Here is a 25,642-nt window from a genome sequence, read left to right on the forward strand (position 1 = left end):
TAGTTCTTCCCTCGCACGTAATGATTCGCCTGCCTGCTACTGAATTGACAACGGTGCGTTACCACCCAGCGAAAACCCATGGATTGCTGCTTGTGACTCGTGAGTTCATCGACCTGCCCCATCAGGGGGAGGCGCCATCACCCATCAGGATGGGAGCAAGTCCAGTGTGCGCTCAACCTCTTGAATGTCGATTTTGAAGCCATCGCCCTCTGGCGTTCCGACCACAAAGCCAAAATTCTGGTTGTCGCGATCCGTCAGGTACTTGAAGTAGCTGACGAAACGGTTCGGTGGCTGCAGTACCAGCAACGAACCACCCTGCGGCAGTACATTGACACCATGGACAAGCTGGCTCCCTTCGACCCCCACCACGGTTCGCGCCCCGGCACACGTCGCCACTATGGTCGGGACATCGGTTTTCAAAGGATCGACTATGCGAAACCCTCTGCTCTTGCGCAGATGTTCAGCGAGCTCCATTTCATTGCGCAAAAAACGCAAGTCACCGTCGCCACCCCGGAGAATGAACACGCCAGGGTGAGTGTCATAGCTCACGTGCGACAGTAGCTTTTCACCCATGGCACGGAAACGTAAATGCCTGCTTTGATTGTTGCTCACATCGTCGAACAGCACGAGCTCACGAAAAAACGCACTGTGCAAGCGAAGCGGCTTCATATCAAACCAGTCCTCATAGGCGGGGGCCTGGGTAAATAGAGGAAACCTGGCGGATGGCGCTGTGGTTACCGGGACGCCTTCGTCGCATGCCAATGAATAGGTCGGGCAGTCTTCCATCAACCATGTACCAAACCATGTATTCCCATTTTGCGTGCAGTAGGCGGCACCGCGCTCGATCTCGTTTTCCACGAGAATTCGCGGAAACAAACCAGGCTTGAGAGACAACCAGTGACTTGCCTTGTTCTTGTAGAGCGCTCCATCGATCAGCCAGACATCCTTGAGCAGGTAGCCACGTGTCGGGCCTTGTACTACGTCGCCCAGCCCTTCCATTGTGCGAGCGGGATGTTCGAAAGGATAAAAGCGCTTCGCCTCCCATCCTGTCACACGGTCCATTTGATTGGGCAGGAAGAAAGCCGGCGGAGAATGCGATATCCCACCCGGAGCAACATCCCAGCTTTTCACCGCCAGGCTTTTCAAGTTGATCTCCGCCTTTCGTGCGAGTCTTTTTCTTGCCATATACCTGTAGGCGGCAAGGGTCCATTTTTTCCGACTGCCAGTGGTCGAAGTGCTTATTTGCGAGACATCGCTTTCCATGAAGAGTCCTCCCTGCGGGACAGGGTCAATAGCCAGACGCGAAGCGCTCTGTTTATTTCAGTCGTGGAAATTGCTCAGCTGGATGCAATCCTTTTCATAATGGGTGGGGTCTGCAAACTGGCGTAGCGACTACGCAAGGTTTCGAGAAACTGTTCGCCCGAGCTCTTGGCGCAATAAAGATAAATTTTGTGCAGCCCGCCAAATACCATTTCATGATAACGGCTGGCGACCTCCTCATCGCTTGGTCCGTCCGGCAAGCCAAGGTGAAGGGTCAATTCCTTTCCTTCGACAGCGAACAGCGGCGTGTCCCAGAGGAATTTGGCTGTCCCTGTCTTGGGCAGCCGGACAAACATATAAGCGTGATTTCCCAGGGAATCAATATCACCGCCGCGCCTTCTTTTCCATTTCAGAAGTCCGTCATCTGGCCGTGCCAGGCAAAGACCGATGTCGTAATAATCGAAGCCATTGTCTATCGCCCATTCAAGTGCCATGAAGGTGGTAATCGAGTTCACTTCACGCAGTCTTTTGGCATCTGAAAAAATCGCCTCGGTATATCCGAAACGTAGCGTGCTCCAGTAGCGTTTTCCGCCCCGGGTTATTACGCAGCCAAGGTGGCATGCAACAACCTCGTCCTCCAGCATGATCAGGTCGAGCCGACCGACAGTCCTGGCGATCCTGAAAACCTCCTGCGTGGCAAATTGCGCGGCGTGGATGCCTTGCCTTGCCGTGGCATAAGGTCGAAGCATTTCCTTGTCTGCCTTTTCAATGTCTTCATCCAACAGCGTCTGGACCATTCGGTAGCGCGGTCGGTTCTTGCGTATATTTCGACGCAATTCGCTATCGTATTTTGTGGTGATCTCCTCGATGGATCGCCCCAGCGGTACGACGGCACTCAGATACAGGGGTACAAACAAGGCCCCCGAGGTCGGCATTTCACTGACCACTACCACATGATTCGACGCGCCAGATTCCGGTTCGCTGTCGACCATAGGGGAATCACCTTGGGACTTTCCCCTTATGAGAAGCTTGGCCATCTCCCGCTTCTTTTTCCTTCCGATATAGAGGATTTCGTAAGGACTTTCGTTCTGCACTCTGAACCTGGCAATCTCCCAGCGCCAGAAACACGCACGTCCAAGAATGTCTCGCAACCAGTTTGAAGCGTTTCTTATCTCATACCGCATTGAAGGAGATATAAGTTTCCTGACAACTGCCGCCAAGTTCTCTTTCATTTCTTCGTCATCCTTTGAGCTTTCTTTTGGGTAGATCAGAAAAAGATCAAGGCGGAACTTCAAGAGGCGTGCTTAAACCTTGATATAAAAGACATATTTGATGAGGAACGTTCTCACGTTCAGTGACTAGTAAAGATCAAGGTAGCGACTTTGCAAGCGACATGGGGTGTCGCCAGTCGTCTATTTCATGACGCCAATTTTTCTTCCAGACCCGGTAGAAGCGCCGTCAGTATGGCGTTGTCGATCGCCCCCCCCGATCCCGGCCGTCGAGGAGTGGAAGCGCCCTGTTAACTGACGTGGAGTGTCACCCCCAAAATCGTCCTTAGTCAGCGCCCGAAGTATTTAACGGAGCGACTACGTCAGTGCTTGAAGCAGAGACATTAAGAAAGGCATTCCAGATCTCGTAAGCATCGTGATGCCGTTTGGTCGCCTCTTCCCATTCTGGTCCTGAAACACATCTGGAAGAGACCAGCGTCATCATGCCCATCGTTGCGGCGTCCAACTCGATCAGGAAAGCGTGAGACTGGATCCTGAAATCTTCGACCGATGGCATTACGTGTTCCCCCGGCGGATTACACCGCTGTTAAGGAGCGACTGCTCCTCGGACGGTGGAGTACCGCCAGGAGGGAAAATTCAGCGAGTCTGACCGCCGGTACGTTTCATTGCCCTAGCTGATCGACGCCGACAAAAAATCTCGAACTCAAGCCATGGCATTGAATCCAATGTTCAGGTCAATGGAGGTCAGTGATATGAACAGCGATAACAGTGTCAACGACGTCAAATCAAATGCAACGTCAAACGCCGAAAGAGATCTTGAGGACAGGGACCCTGACGCCAAAGGTGTCGATCAGACCAATACGCCCCCTTCAACTCGAACCAAGGAGCAGGAAGCTGAGGAGCTCAGTCGGAAAATAGCTGAGATAGAACGGAAAGTGGCGGACGGTAACTAGCCAGATGCTTGACGCTGGCTGGCGTCAAAAGCGGCCAGAGACGGGGGTCGAGTTGGCCGCTTTTTAATCTTGTTGGGCGCGTAACCGTTGCAAGTGTCGGTGATGTTTTGACGTCAACTCATCCAGTTTCCACCGTCGACGTTGTAGGTCTGAGCTACCACGTATTCACTCTCGGACGACGCGAGGAATATGGCCATTCCCGTCAGGTCATCAGCAGTCCCCATCCGTCCGAAAGGCACCTCTTGACCCACGAGCCTTTTCTTTTCGCCCAATGGCCGATTCTCGTATTGAGCGAACATCGCATCGACGCCATCCCAGTGCTCGCCGTCTACCACGCCTGGCGCGATGGCGTTCACATTGATCCCATGCTTGATCAGATCCAGACCTGCTGATTGTGTAAGGCTGATCACTGCCGCTTTCGTCGCGCAATACACACCCACCAGTGCCTCCCCTCTGCGACCTGCCTGGCTGGCCATGTTGATGATTTTGCCGCCATGCCCCTGCCTGATCATCTGACGAGCAGCCGCCTGAAGGGTGAACAGTGTTCCTGCAACATTGATCGAAAACAAACGCTCGAAGCTGTCGCGGGTGATGTCGACTATGGGCGCGAGATCAAATAATGCGGCGTTGTTGATCAGAATATCCAACTTGCCTGTCTGTGAAATCACAGCTGCAATCGCATCATCGATAGACGCTTGGTCGGTCACGTCCATCTCGACAGCGTAAGCGTTTGGTCCGAGTTCGGCAGCCGTGGCCCGGGCGCGCTCAAGGTTAATGTCAGCGATGGCTACCGTTGCCCCTTCATTAACATAGGCCTGAGCAAAAGAACGGCCGATGCCTCGGGCGGATCCGGTGACAAGCGCGCTTTTACCTTCTAGTCGTTTCATTGAGTGTTCATCCGTTTTCTTGAATGTCGAGTACGCCCAACCGAGGGCATTGAAGTGGATTAAGATCAGGCGGCGCGACGCACCAACGGGGCGACAGCCTTGCCGTGTTCATCGAACAAATGGCAATGCGAAACGTCCAGCGCGACCCACCGCTGCTCTCCATAAGCGACGTCGCAGTCGCCATTGACTCGTACGGTGAGTGCTTCACCGGACTTGGCGACGACGTGGCAGAAGGTGTCACTGCCCAGGCGTTCGGTGACGTCCGTGGTGATGGGCAGTTGCCCTTGATCATCCAGGCTGAGGTGTTCGGGACGTATTCCCACGGTGACCTCGTTGCCCTTGCCCAATGTGCTTCCATCACGAGGGATCAGCAGACGTCGACCGGAGGTCAGTTCGACCTCTACGCCCTGATAACTGTTGGCAACCACGGTGGCCTTGAGAAAGCCCATTTTCGGGGTGCCCAAAAAACCTGCTACGAACAGATTGGCCGGTTGGTGATAAAGCTCGAGCGGCGAGCCAATCTGCTCGATACGACCGCCGTTGAGCACCACCACCTTGGTGGCGAGCGTCATGGCTTCGACCTGATCATGAGTCACGTAGATCATCGTGGCCTGCAGTTCTTTATGCAGCCGGGATAGCTCCAGGCGCATCTGCACCCGCAGGGCGGCGTCGAGGTTGGACAGCGGCTCGTCGAACAGAAAGATTTTCGGATTGCGCACGATGGCCCGGCCGATGGCCACGCGCTGACGCTGACCACCGGACAGTTGCTTCGGCTTGCGCTCCAGCAGGCGTTCCAGCTCCAGGATCCGTGCAACCTCAGTCACCTTGCGCTCGACGTCCTGCTTGTTATCACCCGCCAGATCCAGCGCGAAGGACATGTTCTTGCGCACCGTCATGTGCGGGTACAAGGCGTAGGTCTGGAACACCATCGCCAGGTCGCGCTTGGCCGGGCTGACTTCGGTGATGTCGCGGCCATCCAGTTCGATGGTGCCGCCGCTGACTTCTTCCAGGCCGGCAATCAGGCGCAGCAACGTGGATTTGCCGCAGCCCGACGGGCCGACGAACACCACGAACTCACGGTCGTTCACTTCCAGGTCGATGCCTTTGATGATGGAAAAGCCTTCGAAGCCTTTTTGCAGATTCTTGATTGTCAGGTTGGCCATAATGATGGGCCTCCACTTGTTGTTATTCAGTTGAGCCGTGCGGGCTTTTTTGTGGGAGTGAGCCTGCTCGCGATAAGGCCGTGTCAGTCAACATCACTGTTGAATGACACTCCGCCATCGCGAGCAGGCTCGCTCCCACAGTGGATCGCGTTGAGTCGGCGATCTTCATTTCACGGCGCCGAACGACAGGCCGCGGACCAATTGTTTCTGGCTGATCCAGCCGAAGATCAGGATCGGCGCGCAGGCCAGCGTCGACACCGCCGACAACTTGGCCCAGAACAGACCTTCGGGACTTGAGTACGAAGCGATCAACGCGGTCAGCGGTGCGGCTTTCGACGAGGTCAGGTTCAAGGACCAGAAAGCCTCGTTCCAGCACAGGATCAGCGACAACAGCACCGTGGACGCCAGGCCGCCCTTGGCGATTGGCAGCAGCACCCGGACCATTTCCTGCCACAGCGTGGCACCGTCGAGGCGCGCGGCTTCGAGGATGTCCTTGGGGATGTCTTTGAAGTAGGTGTAAATCATCCAGACCACGATCGGCAGGTTGATCAGCGTGTAGATGACGATCAGCGCGATGCGCGTGTCCAGCAGGCCGAAACTCTTGGCCAGCAGGTAGATCGGCATCAGCACGCCCACCGGTGGCAGCATCTTGGTCGAGAGCATCCACAGCAGCGTGCCTTTGGTGCGTTGGGTTTCGTAGAACGCCATCGAGTACGCCGCCGGCACCGCGATCAGCAGGCTAAGGGCCGTGGCGCTGAAGGAAATCACCACCGAGTTCCAGGCGAAACTGAAGTAATCGCTGCGCTCGTTGATGTGCAGGTAGTTCTCCAGCGTCGGGGTGAAGATGAACTGCGGCGGCGTGGCGAACGCGTCGATTTCGGTTTTGAAACTGGTCAGCACCATCCAGAAGATCGGGAAGAAGATCAGGATCGCGATGGCCCAGGCCAGGGTGCCGAGCAGCAGTCTTTGCAGACGGCGGGATTGTTGAAGGGTCATGGCGCAGGCCTCAGGCTTTGTCTGTCAGGTTTTTGCCGATCATGCGCACCAGCACGATGGCCGCGATGTTGGCGATCACCACCGCGATCAAACCACCGGCGGACGCCATGCCGACGTCGAACTGCACCAGCGCCTGGTTGTAGATCAGGTAGGCGAGGTTGGTCGAGGCGTAGCCGGGGCCGCCGTTGGTGGTGGTGAAGATTTCGGCGAACACCGAGAGCAGGAAGATGGTTTCGATCATCACCACCACCGCAATCGGCCGTGCCAGGTGCGGCAAGGTCAGGTGCCAGAAAATCGCGATCGGCCCGGCACCGTCGAGGCGCGCAGCTTCCTTCTGTTCCTGGTCGAGGGACTGCATGGCGGTCATCAAGATCAGGATCGCAAACGGCAGCCATTGCCAGGACACAATGATGATGATCGACAGCAGCGGGTAGTGCGCCAGCCAGTCCACCGGCTGCGCGCCGAACAGCTTCCAGACGTAGGCGAGAATCCCCGACACCGGATGGAATATCAGGTTCTTCCAGATCAGCGCACCGACGGTGGGCATGATGAAAAACGGCGAGATCAGCATCACCCGGACGATGCCGCGACCGAGAAACTCACTGGCCTCCAGCAGTGCACTGATCAACACGCCGAACACCACGCTGATCAACAGCACGCTGCCGACCAGCAACAAGGTGTTGGTGGCGCCGGGCAGAAAACCCGAATCGCTGAGGAAGTAGCTGAAGTTCTCAAGCCCGACGAACTCGTTCTCGCCGGGGTAGAGCAGGTTGTAGCGGATCAGCGAGAAGTAAACGGTCATGCCCAGCGGCACGATCATCCACAGCAGCAACAACGCCACCGAGGGGCTGACCAGGAACCAGCCGGGGTTGGCCAACCGGCTTTTACGCACCGGTTGGGGAATGTCCATGTGAGCTTTGGCAGTTGAAATATTCATGGCGATAGAACCGATAAGGAACAGACATATGAAGATCAACTGTGGGAGCGAGCCTGCTCGCGAAAGCGGTGTTCCAGTCGCCAGAGATGCATCGGATGTACCGACCTCTTCGCGAGCAGGCTCGCTCCCACATTGAAATGGCGGGTTACTTGGGGTAACCGGCGCGCTTCATTTCACGTTCGGTGGAGGCCTGTGCGGCGGCGAGGGCTTGATCAACCGACATCTGCCCGGTGAGCGCCGCCGAAAAAAGTTTCCCTACAGACGTGCCGATCGCCTGGAATTCGGGAATGGTGACGTACTGGATGCCAACGTAAGGAACAGCCTTGATCGATGGGTGCGCGGGATCTGCGTGCTGCATCATCTGCAAGGTCACTTGCGCGAAAGGTGCAGCCTTCAAATAGGCCTCGTTGTAGGTGGACTGCCGCGTGCCTGGCGGTACGTTGGTGATGCCGTCCTTTTCAGCGACAAGCTGGATGTATTCTTTCGACGTTGCCCACGTGATAAAGGCCTTTGCGGTGTCTTTGTGTTTGGAGGTTGCCGGTATCGCCAGCGACCACGCATACAGCCATGACGAACCTTTGTCGGTCACCTCAGTCGGTGCAGGCGCAAAGCCCACACTGTCGACAACCTTACTCTGCTCTTTATCGGTGGTGAACGAGCCCGCGACGCTGGCATCCACCCAGATCGCGCATTTACCGCTGTTGAACAGCGCGAGAGTTTCGTTGAAACCATTGCTCGACACGCCCGGCGGCCCAAACTTCTTGAGCGTATCAACGTAGAAGTGCGCCGCTGCTGTCCACTCAGGGCTGGACAGTTCCGGCTGCCACTTTTCATCGAACCAACGGGCACCAAAGGCGTTGGCCATGGTGCTCATCAGCGCGATGTTCTCGCCCCAACCGGCCTTACCGCGCAGGCACATGCCGTACTGCCCTTTGTCAGGCTGGTGGAGCCTGGAGGCAAATTCGCCGAGCTGCGTCCAGGTCGGGTGCTCCGGCATGCTCAGGCCTGCTTGCTTGAACAGATCGGTGCGGTAATAGGTGATCGTGCTTTCGCCATAGAAAGGCAAGGCGTAGAGCGTGTTGTTGACTGACAGGCCTTGGCGTACCGAAGGGAAGATGTCTTCCAGGTCGTACTCGGGTGGCAGCCCCGTGATGGGCTCGAGCCAACTCTTGGCCCCCCAAAGCGGCGTTTCATAGGTACCAATCGTCAGCACATCGAACTGTCCGCCCTGAGTGGCGATATCGGTGGTCAGGCGCTGACGCAGGACGTTTTCTTCCAGCACCACCCAATTGAGCTTCACATCAGGATGCTGCTGTTCAAACACTTTGGAGAGCCGCTGCATCCGGATCATGTCGCCATTGTTGACGGTGGCAATGGTCACTGTTTCAGCGGCTTGACTGACAAGGGCGAAGGATAGGCCAGCGGAAAGGAAAAGCGCTTTCGGGATTTTCATCGTAGTGCTCTCCGCTCCGCGCCTTGAACGACGGGAGCTATTATTTTTGTTTGTTAACCACCGCTGATCAAATACGTCTGACCGGCAATGGTGGACGACTGGATTACAACAGCTTAAAAAAGCCCGGACAAACGCATAGCGGATGCTCATCTGATACTTTTTTAACCGAGCGCAACAGAGCGGCCTGAGATCAAAAAAGTATCAGTTGCAGGCAATACGTGAGCTAGCGGGTGCCGGACGAGTAGGCGTATGTTGGTCGCATTCGAAGAACAAAAAAGGGGCATGAGATGCCTGATTCCCGAGCAGCCCTGTTTGAGCAGCGACCCGCCGAGCTGGAGGTCATTCTTCCAGAGCCCGATCATTGCTTTCGCTGGTACGAACACGATTACCCCTACTCCCTGGCTCGCTGGAACCATCACCCTGAATTCGAAATTCATCTGATCCGCCAAGGCAGCGGCAAGCTCGTCGCGGGCGATTACATTGGTGCGTTCGGTGCAGGTCACGTGGCGCTCATCGGCCCCGACCTTCCCCATGACTGGATAGGGGATCTCGCGCCAGGTGAATACCTGGCGGGGCGCGATGTGGTGCTGCAGTTTGATGGCGCAGCCATTTTGGCCTTACGCGCAACGATGCCTGAGCTGGGCGAGCTGCAAAACCTTTTCGAACAAGCACGTCGCGGCCTGGAATTCACCGGGACAACGGCTGCACAGGCAGCACGACTGCTGGAAGACATAGGCCCGGCGCAAGGGCTCGAGCGTTTGATTCTGTTCCTGCAATTGATCAACGCGCTGATGAAAGCCCCCTCGCCTGACGTTCACTTGCTCGCCAGCGCGTGCTACGCGCCCACCCTGGATGCCCGCAGTTCCGAGCGCATCAACAAGGCATTTGACTATCTACTGACTGAGCTCACAGGCGACATTCGCCTGTCGGTTATCGCTCAGCGCCTGGAGATGAGCGAGCCCGGTTTTTCGCGTTTCTTCAAAAGGATTACCGGCCACGGCTTCATCGATCTCATGCGCAAGCTCAGGGTTCAGCGCGCCTGCAGGCTGTTATTGCAAACAGAGAGGTCAGTGGCGGACATCTGCTTTGAGGTTGGCTATGAAAACCTTTCTAACTTCAACAGGCACTTTCGCATCGAAATGGAACAGACACCGAGCGAATATCGTCGAGCAATGGCGATGACGTTATTCAATCGCAACGGTGCTCACCCCTCCCTGCCTTTCAGCAACGCCCATTGAGTGAATGATGCCCCGCGATCGACTCCGATCAGCCAGCAGCACTCCTCTGAGAAAACATTGAGGAAATGACGATGGTATTGCCTCGCGCAGTCGTATTTGGCGAAGCCCTGACCGACCTTGTCCAAGGCATCCCCGGACAATGGAAAGGCTATCCAGGCGGCGCGCCCTGGAACGTTGCACGAGCGCTAAGTCGCTTGGGCGTCAGTAGCGCTTTCGCAGGCTCTATCAGCACGGACTCCCTGGGCGACGAGATCGCCCGGCAGTCAGAGGCGGCAGGTCTGGACGGGCGATTTATCCAACGAGTAGACCGAGACCCCTTGGTGGCCATCGTTCCATCGAGCCGCCCTCCACGATATTTTTTTGCTGGAGATGCCGATCAGTTTTTCGATCCGGGTCTGATGCCGGAAGGATGGATTGACCATGCCCTGGTGTGCCATTTCAGCTGTATCAGCCTGACTCGTCAGCCGCTTGGCGACCGATTGGTAAAACTCGCTCAGCAGGCCAAAGACGTGGGTAAACGGATTAGCTACGATCCGAACTGGCGTAATTTGATGGACAGCCGTTATCGGCAGCAGACGTTCCCGACGATGACCGCCCTGGCCGACATGATTAAACTTTCCGACGAAGACCTTCGGCACCTTTATCCAGGGCTCACCGAACACCAGGCATTGGACGAGCTTCGCGCACTGAATCCAGTGGCTGAAATCCTGTTTACCCGAGGTGAACACGGCATGGTTCTCTATACCCCCAACAGGCGGTACGAGCAGCCGGCTATCGCCGTAGACGTGGCCGATACGGTAGGTGCAGGAGACGCTTGCATGGCCGGTTGGCTGGCATCGGAGTTGCTCGGAATGACCGATTTGGCGGATCGCTTGCGATTTTCATCAGCTTGCGCATCCCTGTCCTGCCGCCATGCCGGGGCCCATGCTCCGACGTTGGCCGATGTGACAGAGTTAATTAATGCGCCATAATCTTGAAGACACGCCGCTCCTTCACTACTGTAATTTGCATTGACATTGGACGGGGCTGGACCGGGTTCCGGTGCTACGCTTTCATTTCCTCGAATAGAGAACGAAGCGATGTCCACCGAACTCACAATCCCCAGACTTTCACGACTGTAGCCATGAAACGGATCCTGATCGGTGGTATCACCGTAGCGATTATCGGCACGATGACGTATGGATTTTTCCAATGGAAAATCGTCGAAAGCCAAAAACAGGACATGCTGTGCGGACAGGCCAAGCAGACGCTGAAAGGCGTGGAAATCCGGGCGCGGGCGTTGGCTGCCGGACTGTCTGTAGAAGCCTATGGCAAGGCTGAAGAAGACGAAGTGGCGACACTCATTGGTGCGCTCGACGCCGCCAAGAGCGACGCTGAGGTCGACTCGGTCATAGAGGCTCACGCTGCCACCATCGAAGCAGAGGATAAGGCTATTGACGCTCAGGTTGATACCCGAGGCGATCAGACATTCCTCGAGCAACGACTCGTGAAACAGCGGATACCGGTCGACGTTAAACAAGAACTGCAACGCGCCGCGAAGGCCGTTAGCGTCATGTGCAGTTAGTGTTCAACAGTGCCCTACCCCACGGCCCCCAAGTAACAGTTCTGGATATCCTCGCGCGCGGCCAACTCGGCCGCCGAACTTTCATCCCCTGTTCTATGCCGACCAGCCCCACCGCAACCGCAACCCGGCCGACAGTCAGGCAGTGGCCTATCTGGTGGTGACGTACCCAGAACGCCTGGACTGAACGAAAAACAATGTGGGAGCGAGCTCCCACAGGAATCTCTTTCACAGGGATCTGTGGTGTTTGCTGGAATGCAAAAGCCCCGGCGGCTGTATGACCGCGGGGGCTTTTTTATGCTTCAGGGATCAGCAGGTGCAGCACATCAGCGGCTTGCCATTGCAGCTCATCATCATCGGCATGCTGCAGTCGTTCATCATTTTTATCATCAGGATGCAGCAGTTTTTCATCATGTCCATGTTCATGCCGGCCATCGGCATGATTTTGCACATCATGCAGTCGGCCATCAGTGTGCATTCCATCACGCACTTCATCGGTGGCATCGGCATGCCCATCATCGGCAGCATTGGCATGGTGGTGTTCATCGGCATTTGCATTTGCATGGCGTTCATCTTGGTGTTGCTCCCTGAAGGATTGAATAGTTGGACGAAGCTGATGGAGTGAATTCCAAGGACTGACGCAGAGGCGACAAGATGATGATCGAACAGCAAAAACGGACGTTAGAACCGCCCAAGTGGGGCCTTCAGGGCAATCATTGCTGTTACAACGACCAGGCCGCTGTTATCACGGACCCAGACAAAGTCATGACGCGTTTTTATAGGTCATGGATATGCGAACAACAGCTATATAAATAACCGAAAGAAATAATCGATCTAAACAGGATCCGGTTTTTTTAAATTCAGCTGCTTATCAGCTCAATAAGGACGTGCCATGCCTAAATGCCTTTTACTGGCCGCACTTTTCCTGGCAGTTGCCGGGTGTGCCAGCCCGCCGCCCGTTTCCGTTCATACAAAAGATCCCGCCAGTTCGACACTGCAAGGCGATGCCTCGCGTCCGGCACAGGCGCAATGGGTCCGCACCGAACTGTATTTTTCGGTGGGGCCATTGGAGAGCAAGGAAGGTGTGATCAGCCCCGCTCGCTGGCGCGAGTTTCTCGATCAGGAAGTCACACCACGCTTTCCGGACGGTTTCAGCGTGCTGGATGCCTACGGCCAGTGGCGCGACCACGGCGCCAGGGAGCCGGAGCGCCTGGGCACCAAAGCCATCGTGATTGTCCACGAGAACGATGCCCGGCATGGCAATGACATCGAAGCGATTCGCCTGGCCTGGAAGCGCATGACCGGCGATCTGTCGGTACTGCGGTTGTCGCAACCGACAGAGGTTTCTTTTTAAGCAGCCGAGATTTACCGGGTGGAAGCTGATCGGCTCAATGCCAGAGACTCGGCAGAAAACACTTGAGTGTCGGTCAGCTTCGGACTACCTCAAGGCGTAATCGCAACCTTCATCACCCCGTCCCGCTGATGCGCAAACAACTCATAGGCGGCTTCGATGTCGTCGAGTTTGAAGCGATGCGTCACCAGCGACGACAGGTCGACGCCACCGCTTTGCACCACCGCCATCAACCGTCGCATGCGTTCTTTTCCGCCGGGGCACAGGGTGCTGACGATGCTGAAATCCCCGAGCCCCGCGGCAAAGGCTTCGAGTGGAATGCGCAGATCACTGGAGTAAACCCCCAGGCTGGACAAACGACCACCGGGGCGCAACACCCGCAGTGCGGACTCGAAAGTGCCTTGAGTGCCCAGCGCTTCGATGGCCACGTCGACACCTCGACCGTCGGTCAGGGCCATGATCTGCGCCACCACGTCGCCGTCCTTGAAGTTGACCACGTGGGTCGCTCCCAACTGCCGGGCGACGCTCATTCGTTCAGCGACAGTATCGATGCCGATAATGGTGGTGGCGCCCTTGAGGCGCGCGCCGGCCACGGCACATAGGCCGATTGGCCCGAGGGCGAACACCGCGACGGTATCGCCAATCTTGACCTCGCCCCGCTCCGCCCCGGAAAACCCCGTGGACATGATGTCCGGGCACATCAGCACCTGTTCGTCGCTGAGGCCATCGGGGATCGGGCACAGGTTGGCCAACGCATCCGGCACCAGCACATACTCGGCCTGGCAGCCATCGATGGTGTTGCCGAACTTCCAGCCACCGGCAGCGCGAAAGCCATGGCGGGTGTCCGGGCCATCCTGTGAGCTGCAACCGCACAGGCAGGCGTAACTTTGTCCGCTGGGGGTAATGGCGCCGGCAATCACCCGCTGTCCTTCGACAAAACCACGCACCTGCGAGCCCAGCCGTTCGATGATGCCCACCGGTTCGTGACCGATGGTCAGCCCTTTAGCCACCGGGTATTCACCCCGCAGGATGTGCACGTCGGTGCCGCAGATCGTCGTGGTGGTAATGCGGACCAGCGCATCCAGCGGCCCGACTTCGGGGATCGGTTTGTCATCCAGCACGATGCGGTTTTTCTCAACGAATATCGCGGCTTTCATGGTTGCCATCGGGGTTCTCCTAAGCGTTCACGTGCGCTTGAGTTCAGCACGAACCTCAGCCTGCACCCGGTTTACGGACGGGAGGTTGATCATGGTCAATACTTAGAGACTGGATGTACGTCGCACGAGCCGCACGTCGGGCGGCTAATCCACGGGAGGTTCATCATGTCTGGTCAATCCCGCTTCATGCTGGTTGCATCACCGCTGATGGAACACAGCCCTGCTTTCGACAGGGCCGCTGCGCTGGCCAAGGCCGAAGACGCCGCGCTGCACATCGTCGCCTTCGACTATCTTGAAGGCCTGGCAACCGCCAGTCTGGTCAACGAAAAGGCCCTGGAACAGATGCGCCTGGGCTACGTCGATCGCCATCGCCAATGGCTTGAGGAACAGGCCCGCCCCTTGCGCAAAATCGGTGTCCACGTCACCACCGAAGTGGCCTGGGTCGAACGCCCGCTGGAGGAAATCCTGATTCACCTCAAAGAGCTGCCGATGGACGTGCTGATCAAGGCGCTGGAGCACGAATCGCTGCTGTCGCGGCTGATGTTTACCCCGCTCGATGTGCATTTGCTGCGCGAATGCCCGGTGCCTCTGCATTTCGTCAGCCACGCCGTGCACGCTTTGCCGCGAAAGATCGTCGCGGCGGTCGACCCCTTTCATCGCGATGACCATTACAAAACCTTCAACGACCGAATCCTTCACGAAGCGGCGAAACTGGCGAGCGCCTGTAATGCCGAGCTCGATGTGGTCTACGCCTATGACCTTTCATCCATCAGCGCCGACGAATTCGGCTTTGACAACGGGTCGGCATTCTTCTCGTCGGGCAAGGCCAAGACCGTATTCGATTACCAGGAGGATGCCTTCAACGACTTGGCCGAGCGCAACGGCATCGCGCCGGAGCAGCGGCACATGATCATGGGCAACCCGGCCAAGGTCCTCACCCGCTATGCCGACGCCTATGACGTTGACGTGATTGTCATGGGCCGGATCGGCCATCGCGGCATGGGCCGGCTGATCGGCAGTACGGTGGAGCATCTGCTGTACAAAATGCCGTGCAGCGTTTGGGTGGTGTATACCGAGCGGCTGGATGAGTAATTGATCCCTACAAAACACCACAAATCTAATGTGGGAGCGGCGGTGCGACGATTCGACTTGCTCGCGAAGGCGGAGTGTCAGGCAACATCATTGTCGACTGAGACACCGCCTTCGCGAGCAAGCCCGCTCCCACAGGGGTTTTGCATTGTCATAAAGCTTGTTCAGGTCAACGCCGCGTAATCACCACCTCAAGGTATTCACTCGGCACCACCAGCGATTTTTCTCCCGCTCTGTTCATGCGGTTGATCAGTTCGGTCAGGTCGTTTTCCAGCGCTTGGGCGCCTTCGGGAGGCAGCGCTGCGAATGCTTTGTGGACCGGGCCGTACCAGCTGCGGAACGTGTCGATGAAATGCGCGGCCGAGCGGTAACGGAAGTTGAAGGTCTTGCGCGTCACCTGGAGCAGAAAGTCACGCTCGTCGAACTGCGTGTGCAGCCAGGCTTCGGTGCCCCACTGCGAAGGCGGTTGAGCGCCCGGCGGTGGCGGCAGGTGGCGGCCGAGGGTCTTGAACATCTGGCCGACAAAACCTTCGGGCGTCCAGTTGGCGAGGCCGATCCGCCCTCCGGGGCGACAGACCCGCGCCAGTTCCGCGGCGGCCTTGGGCTGGTCCGGCGTAAACATCACACCGAAAGTCGAAAGCACGACATCGAAGCTGGCATCCTCGAACGGCAAGGCTTCAGCGTCGGCCACTTGAAACGTCACGTCCAGGCGTTCCGCCCTGGCCCGGTCTTCGCCGCGTTCCAGCAGCGCGGCCACATAGTCGGTAGACGTGACGTGGCAACCACGGCGCGCGGCAGCGAGCGTCGCATTGCCGTTGCCGGCGGCCACGTCGAGCACGCGTTCATCGCAAAGCAGGTCGCAGGCCTCGGCCAGTTGCTCGCCGACAATCTGCAAAGTGGTGCCGATCACGGCATAGTCGCCACTGGCCCAAGAGGCCATTTGACGGTTTTTCAAGGCAGTAAGATCAATGGGTGTACTCATGAATTCCGCTCCGTTGCGGGTTGGAACGCAACCCGGCTTATTCGGCCGTGGTGGGATCGATGATGGCCGTGACCTGGGAAATGCGGTTGGCCGGGAAATCGCTCTGCCTGGCGTGCTCCTTGATCAACTCTTCGTTGGGCGCGATGTACACGCAGTAGAGCTTGTCGCCGGTGACATAACTCTGCTGCCACTGCACCTCTGGCAAGTCGCGCAACGTCCTGCAGGACTTTTGCGAAGCCGCTTTCAAATCCCTTTCTGACAGTGTTCCAGCACCTGGATTCTCGCGTTCTATGACGAACTTCGGCATGGCAACCTCTCATTCTTGTTATTGATGACAGGGTCGGCAGACCCTGAGTGCCAACTATCGCGCCGGGCAACGCTGGCGTCCTGCCCGATCGTCGGCCAACCCTGCCCGATCGTCCGGAGATTTCAGGCTCCGGCGCGACAGGCTCACAATCAAGCTCCCCACCCAAAGCTGCCCGCCAACACGGGAAAACCACCATGGACGCCCTGTCTCAGACGCTGCGCGTCGTCCGCCCGGTCGGCGCGATTTTCATCAATGCCAGGTTCACTGCACCCTGCTACCAATCGCCGAGCGCCGACACGGCGGCGAAGGTGTGCTGGCGGCCAACCTGTTACGCAGCAGTAACAGCTCGTTGATGCGGATTGCCGAAGAGGTGGGCTACCAGACCGACACGGCGTTCAACCGGGCGTTTCGTCGAGAGTATGGAGCGCCACCGGCGGCGTGGCGGCGCAGTCAGGAGAAAAAACCAATGGCCCACAGCGTGCAGCCTGTGAGCCATTGATTTGAAGGTTTATGCGGCGGGTGCGGAGGCTTTGGCGTCGGCCTTGGCCTCTTCCAGCAACTGCTGAATCATCTTCTCCTGAGTCTCGTAGCGACCTTCACCGAAGTGGGTGAAACGCACCTGCCCCTTGGCGTCGATCAGGTAGTGAGCCGGCCAGTACTGGTTGTCGAAGTTGCGCCAGATCGCGTAGTTGTTGTCGATGGCCACCGGGTAGGTAATGCCGAGCTTTTTCACCTGATCCTTGACGTTGTCGATGATGCGCTCGAAACCGTATTCAGGGGTGTGGACGCCGATCACCACCAGGCCATCCTTCTCGTATTTTTTCGCCCAGTCCTTCACGTACGGCAAGGTGTGCTGGCAATTGATGCAGTCGTAGGTCCAGAAATCCACCAACACCACTTTGCCTTTCAGCGAATCGTTGCTCAGCGCCGGTGAGTTGATCCATTCGACCGCCCCGGACAGCGACGGCATGGCGCCTTTGGCGTTGTCCATGGACGAGTCTGCGTTGACCTTGCTGATGAAGTAATCGACGACTTTCGGCACGGTTTCCAGCACGCGTTGCTCAACCGTGGTCACGCCTTCGGACGAGGTGCCGGCCAGCAGTGTTTTGTCGGCACCGGTGGAAATCACCACCGCAGCCGCCAACACCGCAACACCCGAACCACGACGCAGCCAACCGGTGACCGGGATCGACGACTTCAATCGATTGACCAGGCCGCGACCAGCGAAGATCAAGGTGCCCAGGGACAATGCGCTGCCCAGGCCGTACGCCACCAGCAACAGGCTGGTTTGAGCGTTTGCGCCTTGCAGCATGGCGCCCGTGAGGATGACCCCGAGGATCGGTCCGGCGCACGGTGCCCAGAGCAGACCGGTGGCAACGCCGATCATGATCGAACTCAACGAGCCGGACATTTTGCGGGTGTCCGGATCGAGGCGGTTGCCCAGCGCCACGAAGGGACAGGCCAGCCAGTCACCGACACGGGCGGAAATCAGCGACAGGGCGAACAACGCCATCACGATCAGCGCTACGTGGCGACCGGTGTTGTTGGCGTGTATCACCCACTCGCTGCTGACCACGGCCAGGCTGGAGATCAGGGCGAAGGTCAGGACCATGCCGCCGAGGGTGAGCAGGATCGAGGAACGTGTGCGTTTAACACCGGCGAACAGGAACGGCACGACCGGAAGGATGCAAGGGCTGAGGACGGTCAATATGCCGCCCAGGAAAGCGATGAGAAACATGGTTGTCACCTTGAAAATGGTGGTTAGGATTCGAAATTCACCCCTCACCCTAACCCTCTCCCCAAGGGGGCGAGGGGACTGACCGAGTGGTTTGGTAGAAATTCCGCGACCTGAAAGCCTGAGTCGAACTCACACTCTGAAAAGCATGGAGATCGGCTCCCTTTCCCCCTCTCCCCCCGTGGGGAGAGGGCTGGGCTGAGGGGTCGATTCCACTGACACCCTCAAGCCGTCTGGGTATCCAGCAACTGCCCCTGCGGCGTACGGCCCGAACCATCCTCTGCCAGAAAGGCGCTCCCACCCTTCTCCGCCACCGGCGTCAGCTGAAAGCAAGTCGCGCTGCCACAGCTTTTTTGTTCAACAGCAGCGTTGGCATGGGCAGCGGCGCCAGCCACGGAGAAGGCAATGGCAGTCAAAAAGCGGGTGATGTTGTTCATGACGTGCTTCCTGTTTCAATTGGGATGGACAATGGGTCAGCGCAGGACTCAGTTGTCTGAGTTGCAGCCATCAGCAAATTTTCGATAGTCCAGAACCTGGGTTTTGTTATGGGAATCCAGGTAAGTCAGCTGGGCATCCACAACCCCACAGGAAGTCGAGGCGTCCTGTTTCAGCGACACCACTTTCTTGATGTCCAGGTGCGTGCCGTAGGTGTAGGTTTTAGCGGTGATATCGGCTTCGGCGCGGGCCGACAAGGTGCAGATGTTCAGGGCGGCAAACAAGCAAGCGGCGTAGACGGCTTTGGTGTTCATGGTGGTTTCCTCAAGGCTTCAATAGGTCAATCGTTGATTTGGCCGAGGCGACTTGGCTTGCCTCGATGGAACCTATTAGAAGCCCGCGAGGTATCCCGACTGTGTCGGGAACAGACGCGTGTAAATCGGTACGTATCAAAACCGGGCCGGGATACAGAGCGATACAAATGCCCTGAAAATGGGTGTTTTTGCGTCCACGTGTATCCGCCGATATGCCAGATACACTGCAATACAAAGGGCTACGGGCGAACGGGCCAAGGCTCGATAGACTGCGCGACATCCCCCATCTACAGAGGCCTGGCCAAATGCAACACGTCGATCACATTCTTATCGTGGACGATGACCGCGAGATCCGGGAACTGGTAGGCAACTACCTCAAGAAGAACGGCCTGCGCACCACCGTCGTGTCGGACGGACGGCAAATGCGCACCTTCCTGGAGTCCACGCCGGTGGACCTGATCGTGCTCGACATCATGATGCCGGGCGACGATGGCCTGATGCTGTGCCGTGAGTTGCGCGCCGGCAAGCACAAGGCCACGCCAGTGCTGATGCTCACCGCACGCAACGATGAAACCGACCGCATCATCGGCCTGGAAATGGGCGCCGACGATTACCTGGTCAAGCCGTTCGCTGCCCGTGAACTGCTCGCCCGCATCAACGCCGTGCTGCGCCGCACACGGATGCTACCGCCCAACCTGGTGGTCACCGAAAGCGGTCGCTTGCTGGCCTTCGGGCGCTGGCGCCTGGACACCTCGGCCCGGCACTTGCTCGATGAGGACGGCACGATGGTCGCGCTCAGTGGCGCGGAATATCGGTTGCTGCGGGTGTTCCTCGATCATCCTCAACGGGTGCTCAATCGCGATCAACTGCTGAACCTGACCCAAGGCCGCGATGCTGACCTGTTCGACCGCTCCATCGACTTGCTGGTCAGCCGCTTGCGCCAGCGCTTGCTGGACGATGCCCGCGAACCGGCCTACATCAAAACCGTGCGCAGTGAAGGCTATGTGTTTTCGCTGCCGGTGGAAGTACTCGGGGCGCCATCATGAGCTTCACCGTTCGTTGGCCCCGCACCCTCGCCTCGCGGCTGTCGCTGATCTTCCTGATCGGCTTGATTCTCGCGCAGGCGCTGTCTTTCGGCGCGCAGTACTACGAGCGCTACGAAAGCACGAAGAACACCATGCTGGGCAATCTGGAAACCGACGTCTCGACCTCCATCGCCATCCTCGACCGCTTGCCGGCCGAAGAACGCATGAGCTGGCTGCAACAACTGGATCGACGTAACTACCGCTATTTGTTGAACGAAGGCTCGCCGGGCATGCCCATGAGCGATTCGCCCATAGCGATGACTTCGATCAAAGAGGCCATCGGCAAGGATTACCCGATGACGGTGACCGACATCCCCGGGCCGGATAAACATTTTCAGGTCCACCTGAAACTCGCGGACGGCAGCCCGGTAACCATCGACGTGCGACCCTCGATGGTGCCGTTGTCGCCGTGGTTACCCATCGTGTTGCTGGGGCAACTGGCACTGATGCTGATCTGCACCTGGCTGGCCGTGAGAATCGCCATCCGCCCCCTCACCCGCCTCGCCCAAGCGGTAGAGACCCTGGACCCCAACACCCATGCGGTGCACCTGGACGAAAAAGGCCCGACCGAAGTCGCCCATGCCGCCAAGGCCTTCAATTCGATGCAGGCGCGCATCGCCGCTTACCTGAAGGAGCGCATGCAACTGCTGGCGGCGATTTCACACGACCTGCAAACCCCGATCACCCGCATGAAACTGCGTGCCGAATTCATGGACGACTCCGCCGAGAAAGACAAACTCTGGAATGATCTTGGCGAGATAGAACACCTGGTGCGCGAAGGCGTGGCCTATGCCCGCAGCGTTCATGGCGCCACCGAGGAAAGTCGCCGCACCCATCTGGATTCGTTCCTCGACAGCCTGGTGTTCGACTATCAGGACATGGGCAAAGACGTGCAGCTCGACGGTAAAAGTGACGCGGTGATCAACACCCGGCCGCACGCCTTGCGGCGAGTGCTGGTGAACCTGACGGACAACGCGCTGAAGTTCGCCGGCACCGCCGAGTTGTGGGTGGAAAAGAAGGCTGACGGCAGTTTGTCGGTGAAGGTGATGGACCGCGGGCCAGGGATTGCCGAGGAAGAATTGGCCCAAGTGATGGAACCGTTTTATCGCGTGGAGAACTCGCGTAACCGCAGTACCGGCGGGACCGGGTTGGGGTTGGCGATTGCGCAGCAGTTGGCGTTGGCGATCGGGGGATCGTTGACGTTGAGTAATCGTGAGGGGGGTGGGTTGTGCGCGGAGCTTAGATTACCGGCTCAGTAACATGATCGTTCCCACGCTCTGTGGGAACGATCGGTTACTGTGGCGAAGGGGCTTGCCCCCTCTCCACGGGTGACCTGAGCGTCAAGATCCTGCGCGACGACAATCGTCCCGGCACCCTGACCCTGGATGAATACTGCGAACGTCCGCACGCGCTGGTGTCGTTTTCCGGGGATTTGACCGGGGCCATCGACAACGACCTCGCGCGCATCGGCCGCTCACGCCGGGTGGTGCTGGCGGTGCCGCAATTCGCCGGCCTGCGCGCCTTGCTGGCCGGCACCGATATGCTCGCCACGGTGCCGGACTACGCGGCGTGCGCGCTGATCGAAGGCAGCAGCCAGTTGCGTGCCGACGACCCGCCGTTTGACATCGTGCTGTCCGAACTGTCCATGGTCTGGAACGGGGTCAACGATAACGATCCGGCAGAACGTTGGTTGCGCTCGCGAATTGCCCAACATATGTCGGCGCCGCTGCCGGGGCACTAACCGATGGGAAAGATGCGGGGTCGGTCTCTCGCAGGTACACCGGCAAGTCAGTGACCGGCGGCATGACCGGAATCTCGAAATACATCTGGATCACCCAGCCGCGGTGATAACTGGCGTGATTGACCACATGCATCAGTATCGCGCCGGCGCTCATGATGCCGCTTTCCCCCGAGACAAAACTGAACTCGACGGGTTTATCCAGCGAGGCATCGGTCTGTCGTTCGCTCCAGTCGCAATACCAGTGATCGATGACCTTTTGCGCCAGGCGCAGCTCAGCGAGGTCGGGATGCAGCAGATCGTGTGACGTCTTGAAGCCGTGCCCTCGGCCTTCGAGGTGGGCCTGCCAGATGCAGTCCACTACGTAGATGTGGTTCAGGGTGCCGATCATGTTCTTGAACACCGACACGCGCTCTTTATTGACCTCACCCGGCGGCAGTGCGGCCAGGCTGTCAAAGAGGCGTTGATTGGCCCAGCGTTTGTAATCGGCAAGCATGCGGGCAGTGCGTACGTTAATCATCGCAGGTCTCCCATTGTGATGGGCGCACTGCCAAGCATAGCCCTCAGGGCGAGCGGCATTGCAAACGCTGATTACCGGTCACTTCGCCGTAACACGGACTGTGTAGCAGCTGCCGAGCCTGCGAGGCTGCGTTCGGCTGCGAAGCAGTCGTAAAACCTGAGACCGCGTTGCATCAGGTAGACCGCATTCGCCGGACTACGACGGCTTCGTCCGATCGCGGCCCGCGCCGAACGCAGCCTCGCAGGCTCGGCAGCTGCTACACCGGTCGTGGTGTGGCTAATATCGTCGTCACCCGATCAGCCAGCGCCAGGCAACTGGTCAACCCCGGCGATTCGATTCCGAACAGGTTCACCAGCCCCGGCACACCATGCTCGGCCGGGCCACTAATGACGAAGTCGGCCGCCAGCTCGGTCGGTCCGGTGATTTTCGGGCGGATGCCGCTGTAGGCGGGTTGCAGGCTGTTATCGGGCAACGCCGGCCAGTAGCGCCGGATCGCCTGATAAAACCCATCGGCTCGGCGTGGATCCACACGATAATCGACGTGATCGACCCATTCGACGTCCGGCCCGAAGCGCGCCTGGCCGCCCAGATCCAGCGTCATGTGCACGCCCAGTCCCGCACTTTCCGGGGCCGGGTACACCAGATGCCGGAACGGCGCCCGGCCGCTGAAACTGAAATAGCTGCCCTTGCACAATCGTGCCTCGGGAACGTGCTGCGACGGCAGACCTTCAATCCGGCTCGCCACCTCAGGTGCCGGCAGTCCGGCGCAATTGATCAACTCGCGGCAGCTCAAGGTCATCGGTTGGGCGCCGCCCATCTGCAGTTCGAAACCTTGCTCGGTGCAACGGGCCGACGCCAGTGGCGTATGAAAAACCAGCGACGTGCCGCTGGCCTCGGCATCCGCCTGAAGCGCCAGCATCAGGGCATGGGAATCGACAATCCCGGTGGACGGCGACCAGAGCGCAGCGACGCAGGACACTGCCGGTTCAAGTTCCCGCGCCTGTTCGGCCTCCAGCCATTGCAGGTCATCGACGCCGTTGCTGCGACCCTGCGCCAACAACTTCTGCAAGGCCGCGCACTGACCGTCATCCGTGGCCACGATCAGCTTGCCCAGGCGCTGGTAATCGACGCCGCGCTCATCGCAAAAGGCGTAAAGGCGTTGTTTGCCCTCCACGCACAATTGCGCCTTGAGGCTGCCGCTCGGGTAGTAAATGCCGGCGTGGATCACTTCCGAATTGCGCGAGCTGATGCCCACGCCAATGCCCTCGCCCGCCTCGACCAGGATCACTTCCCGCCCGCTGCGGGCCAGGGCTCTGGCGACCGCCAGCCCGACCACTCCGGCCCCGACCACCACGCATTCGATATCGATGCTCACCTGCCCTCCGCTCCTTTCACGCCAGCCCTCGTTCCCGATAATCGATCAGGCTGGAGAATATCGCCAGCAGCATGGCCATGACCACGAAGAAGATCAGCACCAGGAAATACGACCCGGTGAACGCTGAACATGCTGCGCATGACGAGGCAAGCGTGCAGCGATGCTGCAAAGGCAAGGAACCATGTCCGTGTGTTCTCGATTCAATGGACGTTGTTTTTCGTAGGAGCATGGCTTGCCCGCGATGGCGATCTCAAGAACGCCATCGCGAGCAAGCTTTGCTCCTACAGTGCCTGGCTGCTACCCAGGCTTGTGGTTATCCAAAACCCGATTGACCGCTAACTCACCCAACATGATCACCCGTTGCAGCACCAGCACCGTTTGCCGTCGCGGGCCGTCCGTTACGTCGGCGAGATCGTTGACCAGGGCGCTGGCTGATGCCAACGATTCACAGGCCTCGACGAGCAACGTTTCGTCATCCACCGCTGCGTCGATGGTGAAAATGGTGCTGGGTTTGCGGGGCGGTATCTGCGTTTTCGACGCCCCGGGGTTGAGGTAAAAGCTGAGTGCGCGGTCGGCCGCCTCTTTCATTTTCTTGGGGTCAAGATCAATAAAGGCGTCGTAGGGTACTGGACCGGTATTCGGGGGGTTGGGCGTAACTTTGAACATAGATGAAGCTCCTTGTTGCAGATTTTAAGGAGCCATCACCCTCGCTACCAAACGAAGGGTGGCGGCCATACGCGGGTTGGTAGACCGGCTGCAACAGGAAACCCGGCGCTCACAAAGGAGCCCCACGCATGACCACCATAAAAGCAGAGTCCCAAAAAAGAGACGGCATAAGGTGTTGCCATACGGCTGTTACAAGGCGGGCTACCAAACCCGATCACTGTTTTGCAGTGACCGGGAAACGATATAGCCTGCCCCATAGCCGCACAAGCCGGCGGATTCTGGCGTACGCGTAGGTAACGACGCAAGGTGTTGTAGCCGCTTATGACGTAACACCGAGTGTCTTTAAACGCGTGTCGTTAAACAGGTTTATGCACTGCGCCAGATCCGACGCCATCGCGAGCGAACTTTGCTCCTACGGTGCGCATCATAAAAATGACAATTAACTGTCATTTACCTGAACAAGTTCTAACTTCAATAACAGGATCCGACGTTTTTCCATTCAATTGCGTTTTAATCAACTATTGAAGGTTGACTTCACCCACCTGCCTGAGTAAATTGCGCGGGCCGGTTTCACAGGCCTTTTTTCAACTCACAAAAGAATCCAATGGACACAGTATCTAGTCGCTGCCGGGTGACTGCGAATTCGCAGGCTCTGGCACATAACCCAGAACATGACGGGACTCGACTTTTCGGTCGGGTGAGCTGCGCTAGAGCTTGATGCTCCACCGTAACTTGCCTCGCCGGCGTCAGTCCGGTCCAGAGGTATGTTATGAACTTCAAATCCACTGTAATGCCCGGCGTACGCGCCTTTGCCTCGACCATGCGGGTCAAGCTCTGCCGTGAGCGTCCTGCCACAGCCCGGGCCAGCGCACCGTTTTCCAGCCCATCCTCCCCTGCCAAGTCGCAACGGCGTGCCAACTGGCGCGTCTGCCCGATGACGGGTCAGCTTCAGCAACGCTGGAGCCTCGACGATAGCCAGGAACCACCGAGTCGGCGCATCGCGCGCCTGTTCCAGCAGGCCGGCCTGATGTTCGGCCTGTTCCTCGGGGCGCGCACTTTCAATTGAACTGAAGGCACTTTAAAAGCCCTCCCTTAACGTTTTCCTTATCAAGGAATTCGGCAACTTCTTATTGCCTGTTAAATAGTGAGTTAGTTATGGACGAAGCCAGTAGACGGTTCGCTGCCCGTCACTTTTCAATCGACGGACAGCG

Annotated in this window: 27 protein-coding genes and 4 pseudogenes; 12 read left to right on the forward strand and 19 right to left on the reverse strand. The window is 58.1% G+C overall.

Going from position 1 to position 25,642, the window contains the following annotated elements:
* Positions 1–144: 144 nt before the first annotated feature.
* The 3 genes from QFW87_RS17410 to QFW87_RS17420 all read right to left on the reverse strand — a co-directional run bounded on the left by QFW87_RS17410 (position 145) and on the right by QFW87_RS17420 (position 3,045).
* Positions 145–1,263: a glycosyltransferase family 61 protein gene (locus QFW87_RS17410; RefSeq protein WP_283180721.1), complete on the reverse strand. Its 1,119-nt coding sequence runs from the start codon at positions 1,261–1,263 to the stop codon at positions 145–147.
* Positions 1,264–1,337: 74 nt separating this feature from the next.
* Positions 1,338–2,492, reverse strand: coding sequence for a hypothetical protein (locus QFW87_RS17415; RefSeq protein WP_283190930.1), 1,155 nt, complete (start codon positions 2,490–2,492; stop codon positions 1,338–1,340).
* Between the two features lie 322 nt (positions 2,493–2,814).
* Positions 2,815–3,045 carry a hypothetical protein gene (locus QFW87_RS17420; RefSeq protein ID WP_283180722.1) on the reverse strand — a complete coding sequence of 77 codons (231 nt, stop codon included), beginning with the start codon at positions 3,043–3,045 and terminating at the stop codon, positions 2,815–2,817.
* 196 nt (positions 3,046–3,241) lie between these two features.
* Between QFW87_RS17420 and QFW87_RS17425 the strand changes: the two genes are divergently transcribed.
* Positions 3,242–3,442 (forward strand): hypothetical protein, encoded by a 201-nt coding sequence (locus tag QFW87_RS17425; RefSeq protein WP_283180723.1) that lies wholly within the window; start codon positions 3,242–3,244, stop codon positions 3,440–3,442.
* Positions 3,443–3,555: 113 nt separating this feature from the next.
* Here the strand turns inward: QFW87_RS17425 and QFW87_RS17430 are convergent, their stop codons facing one another.
* The 5 genes from QFW87_RS17430 to QFW87_RS17450 all read right to left on the reverse strand — a co-directional run bounded on the left by QFW87_RS17430 (position 3,556) and on the right by QFW87_RS17450 (position 8,878).
* Positions 3,556–4,329, reverse strand: coding sequence for an L-iditol 2-dehydrogenase (locus tag QFW87_RS17430; RefSeq protein ID WP_134104233.1), 774 nt, complete (start codon positions 4,327–4,329; stop codon positions 3,556–3,558).
* A gap of 65 nt (positions 4,330–4,394) precedes the next feature.
* A complete protein-coding gene (gene ugpC / locus QFW87_RS17435; RefSeq protein ID WP_283188366.1) occupies positions 4,395–5,492 on the reverse strand; it encodes a sn-glycerol-3-phosphate ABC transporter ATP-binding protein UgpC in 1,098 nt (365 codons plus the stop codon).
* Between the two features lie 165 nt (positions 5,493–5,657).
* The gene (locus QFW87_RS17440; RefSeq protein ID WP_283188367.1) at positions 5,658–6,488 is read right to left on the reverse strand and encodes a carbohydrate ABC transporter permease; all 831 of its coding nucleotides are present in this window, start codon (positions 6,486–6,488) and stop codon (positions 5,658–5,660) included.
* A gap of 10 nt (positions 6,489–6,498) precedes the next feature.
* Positions 6,499–7,398 carry a sugar ABC transporter permease gene (locus QFW87_RS17445; protein WP_223431080.1) on the reverse strand — a complete coding sequence of 300 codons (900 nt, stop codon included), beginning with the start codon at positions 7,396–7,398 and terminating at the stop codon, positions 6,499–6,501.
* Positions 7,399–7,570: 172 nt separating this feature from the next.
* Positions 7,571–8,878 (reverse strand): sugar ABC transporter substrate-binding protein, encoded by a 1,308-nt coding sequence (locus tag QFW87_RS17450; RefSeq protein ID WP_283184597.1) that lies wholly within the window; start codon positions 8,876–8,878, stop codon positions 7,571–7,573.
* Positions 8,879–9,165: 287 nt separating this feature from the next.
* On the opposite strand from QFW87_RS17450, the gene QFW87_RS17455 reads away from it, so the two are divergent.
* The 4 genes and pseudogenes from QFW87_RS17455 to QFW87_RS17470 form a co-directional block, all read left to right on the forward strand.
* The gene (locus tag QFW87_RS17455; protein WP_283188368.1) at positions 9,166–10,116 is read left to right on the forward strand and encodes an AraC family transcriptional regulator; all 951 of its coding nucleotides are present in this window, start codon (positions 9,166–9,168) and stop codon (positions 10,114–10,116) included.
* 71 nt (positions 10,117–10,187) lie between these two features.
* Positions 10,188–11,087 carry a carbohydrate kinase gene (locus tag QFW87_RS17460; RefSeq protein ID WP_283180726.1) on the forward strand — a complete coding sequence of 300 codons (900 nt, stop codon included), beginning with the start codon at positions 10,188–10,190 and terminating at the stop codon, positions 11,085–11,087.
* 152 nt (positions 11,088–11,239) lie between these two features.
* The gene (locus QFW87_RS17465; RefSeq protein WP_283180727.1) at positions 11,240–11,680 is read left to right on the forward strand and encodes a hypothetical protein; all 441 of its coding nucleotides are present in this window, start codon (positions 11,240–11,242) and stop codon (positions 11,678–11,680) included.
* Positions 11,681–11,768: 88 nt separating this feature from the next.
* Positions 11,769–11,864, forward strand: a pseudogene (locus QFW87_RS17470) (XRE family transcriptional regulator); the annotation flags it as partial.
* A gap of 122 nt (positions 11,865–11,986) precedes the next feature.
* Here QFW87_RS17470 and QFW87_RS29855 read toward each other — a convergent pair.
* Positions 11,987–12,202: pseudogene (locus tag QFW87_RS29855) on the reverse strand (hypothetical protein); the annotation flags it as partial.
* Between the two features lie 367 nt (positions 12,203–12,569).
* Between QFW87_RS29855 and QFW87_RS17480 the strand changes: the two are divergent.
* Complete coding sequence (locus QFW87_RS17480) at positions 12,570–13,031, forward strand: DUF3574 domain-containing protein (protein WP_283188370.1); 462 nt, start codon at positions 12,570–12,572, stop codon at positions 13,029–13,031.
* An 89-nt stretch (positions 13,032–13,120) separates the two neighbouring features.
* Here QFW87_RS17480 and QFW87_RS17485 read toward each other — a convergent pair whose 3' ends face one another.
* The gene (locus tag QFW87_RS17485; protein ID WP_283180730.1) at positions 13,121–14,194 is read right to left on the reverse strand and encodes an NAD(P)-dependent alcohol dehydrogenase; all 1,074 of its coding nucleotides are present in this window, start codon (positions 14,192–14,194) and stop codon (positions 13,121–13,123) included.
* Positions 14,195–14,350: 156 nt separating this feature from the next.
* On the opposite strand from QFW87_RS17485, the gene QFW87_RS17490 reads away from it, so the two are divergent.
* Positions 14,351–15,277 (forward strand): universal stress protein, encoded by a 927-nt coding sequence (locus tag QFW87_RS17490; RefSeq protein WP_283180731.1) that lies wholly within the window; start codon positions 14,351–14,353, stop codon positions 15,275–15,277.
* Positions 15,278–15,443: 166 nt separating this feature from the next.
* On the opposite strand, the gene QFW87_RS17495 is transcribed toward QFW87_RS17490, so the two are convergent.
* Both QFW87_RS17495 and QFW87_RS17500 read right to left on the reverse strand, forming a co-directional pair.
* Entirely contained in the window at positions 15,444–16,256 is an 813-nt protein-coding gene (locus QFW87_RS17495) for a class I SAM-dependent methyltransferase (protein ID WP_283180732.1), read from the reverse strand.
* A 37-nt stretch (positions 16,257–16,293) separates the two neighbouring features.
* Complete coding sequence (locus tag QFW87_RS17500; RefSeq protein ID WP_283180733.1) at positions 16,294–16,563, reverse strand: DUF4242 domain-containing protein; 270 nt, start codon at positions 16,561–16,563, stop codon at positions 16,294–16,296.
* A gap of 310 nt (positions 16,564–16,873) precedes the next feature.
* Between QFW87_RS17500 and QFW87_RS17505 the strand changes: the two are divergent.
* A pseudogene (locus tag QFW87_RS17505) lies at positions 16,874–17,062 on the forward strand (AraC family transcriptional regulator); the annotation flags it as partial.
* A gap of 9 nt (positions 17,063–17,071) precedes the next feature.
* On the opposite strand, the gene QFW87_RS17510 reads toward QFW87_RS17505, so the two are convergent.
* From QFW87_RS17510 to QFW87_RS17520, 3 genes are all read right to left on the reverse strand, one after another.
* Positions 17,072–18,301: a cytochrome c biogenesis protein DipZ gene (locus QFW87_RS17510; protein WP_283188371.1), complete on the reverse strand. Its 1,230-nt coding sequence runs from the start codon at positions 18,299–18,301 to the stop codon at positions 17,072–17,074.
* Between the two features lie 221 nt (positions 18,302–18,522).
* Entirely contained in the window at positions 18,523–18,735 is a 213-nt protein-coding gene (locus QFW87_RS17515) for a hypothetical protein (protein WP_283188372.1), read from the reverse strand.
* 48 nt (positions 18,736–18,783) lie between these two features.
* Entirely contained in the window at positions 18,784–19,047 is a 264-nt protein-coding gene (locus tag QFW87_RS17520; RefSeq protein WP_283180736.1) for a DUF2790 domain-containing protein, read from the reverse strand.
* Positions 19,048–19,352: 305 nt separating this feature from the next.
* On the opposite strand from QFW87_RS17520, the gene QFW87_RS17525 reads away from it, so the two are divergent.
* The 3 genes and pseudogenes from QFW87_RS17525 to QFW87_RS17535 all read left to right on the forward strand — a co-directional run.
* Complete coding sequence (locus tag QFW87_RS17525; RefSeq protein WP_283180737.1) at positions 19,353–20,093, forward strand: response regulator; 741 nt, start codon at positions 19,353–19,355, stop codon at positions 20,091–20,093.
* Positions 20,090–21,391 carry a HAMP domain-containing sensor histidine kinase gene (locus QFW87_RS17530; RefSeq protein ID WP_283180738.1) on the forward strand — a complete coding sequence of 434 codons (1,302 nt, stop codon included), beginning with the start codon at positions 20,090–20,092 and terminating at the stop codon, positions 21,389–21,391. Before QFW87_RS17525 ends, QFW87_RS17530 begins: the two co-directional genes overlap by 4 nt.
* 71 nt (positions 21,392–21,462) lie before the next feature.
* Positions 21,463–21,873 (forward strand): annotated as a pseudogene (locus QFW87_RS17535) (LysR substrate-binding domain-containing protein); the annotation flags it as partial.
* Here the strand turns inward: QFW87_RS17535 and QFW87_RS17540 are convergent.
* The 4 genes from QFW87_RS17540 to QFW87_RS17555 all read right to left on the reverse strand — a co-directional run bounded on the left by QFW87_RS17540 (position 21,794) and on the right by QFW87_RS17555 (position 24,431).
* A complete protein-coding gene (locus tag QFW87_RS17540) occupies positions 21,794–22,390 on the reverse strand; it encodes a DinB family protein (protein WP_283188373.1) in 597 nt (198 codons plus the stop codon). The pseudogene QFW87_RS17535 and the gene QFW87_RS17540 overlap by 80 nt on opposite strands.
* Positions 22,391–22,646: 256 nt before the next feature.
* The gene (locus QFW87_RS17545; RefSeq protein WP_283188374.1) at positions 22,647–23,765 is read right to left on the reverse strand and encodes an NAD(P)/FAD-dependent oxidoreductase; all 1,119 of its coding nucleotides are present in this window, start codon (positions 23,763–23,765) and stop codon (positions 22,647–22,649) included.
* 16 nt (positions 23,766–23,781) lie between these two features.
* Entirely contained in the window at positions 23,782–23,940 is a 159-nt protein-coding gene (locus QFW87_RS17550) for a hypothetical protein (protein WP_283184662.1), read from the reverse strand.
* A gap of 122 nt (positions 23,941–24,062) precedes the next feature.
* Complete coding sequence (locus QFW87_RS17555; RefSeq protein WP_283180741.1) at positions 24,063–24,431, reverse strand: DUF6124 family protein; 369 nt, start codon at positions 24,429–24,431, stop codon at positions 24,063–24,065.
* A gap of 769 nt (positions 24,432–25,200) precedes the next feature.
* Here QFW87_RS17555 and QFW87_RS17560 point away from each other — a divergent pair.
* Entirely contained in the window at positions 25,201–25,497 is a 297-nt protein-coding gene (locus QFW87_RS17560; RefSeq protein WP_283188375.1) for a hypothetical protein, read from the forward strand.
* Positions 25,498–25,642 lie beyond the last annotated feature (145 nt).

Source organism: Pseudomonas sp. PMCC200344, from assembly GCF_030053095.1.
In the GTDB taxonomy this organism is placed as follows: domain Bacteria; phylum Pseudomonadota; class Gammaproteobacteria; order Pseudomonadales; family Pseudomonadaceae; genus Aquipseudomonas; species Aquipseudomonas svalbardensis.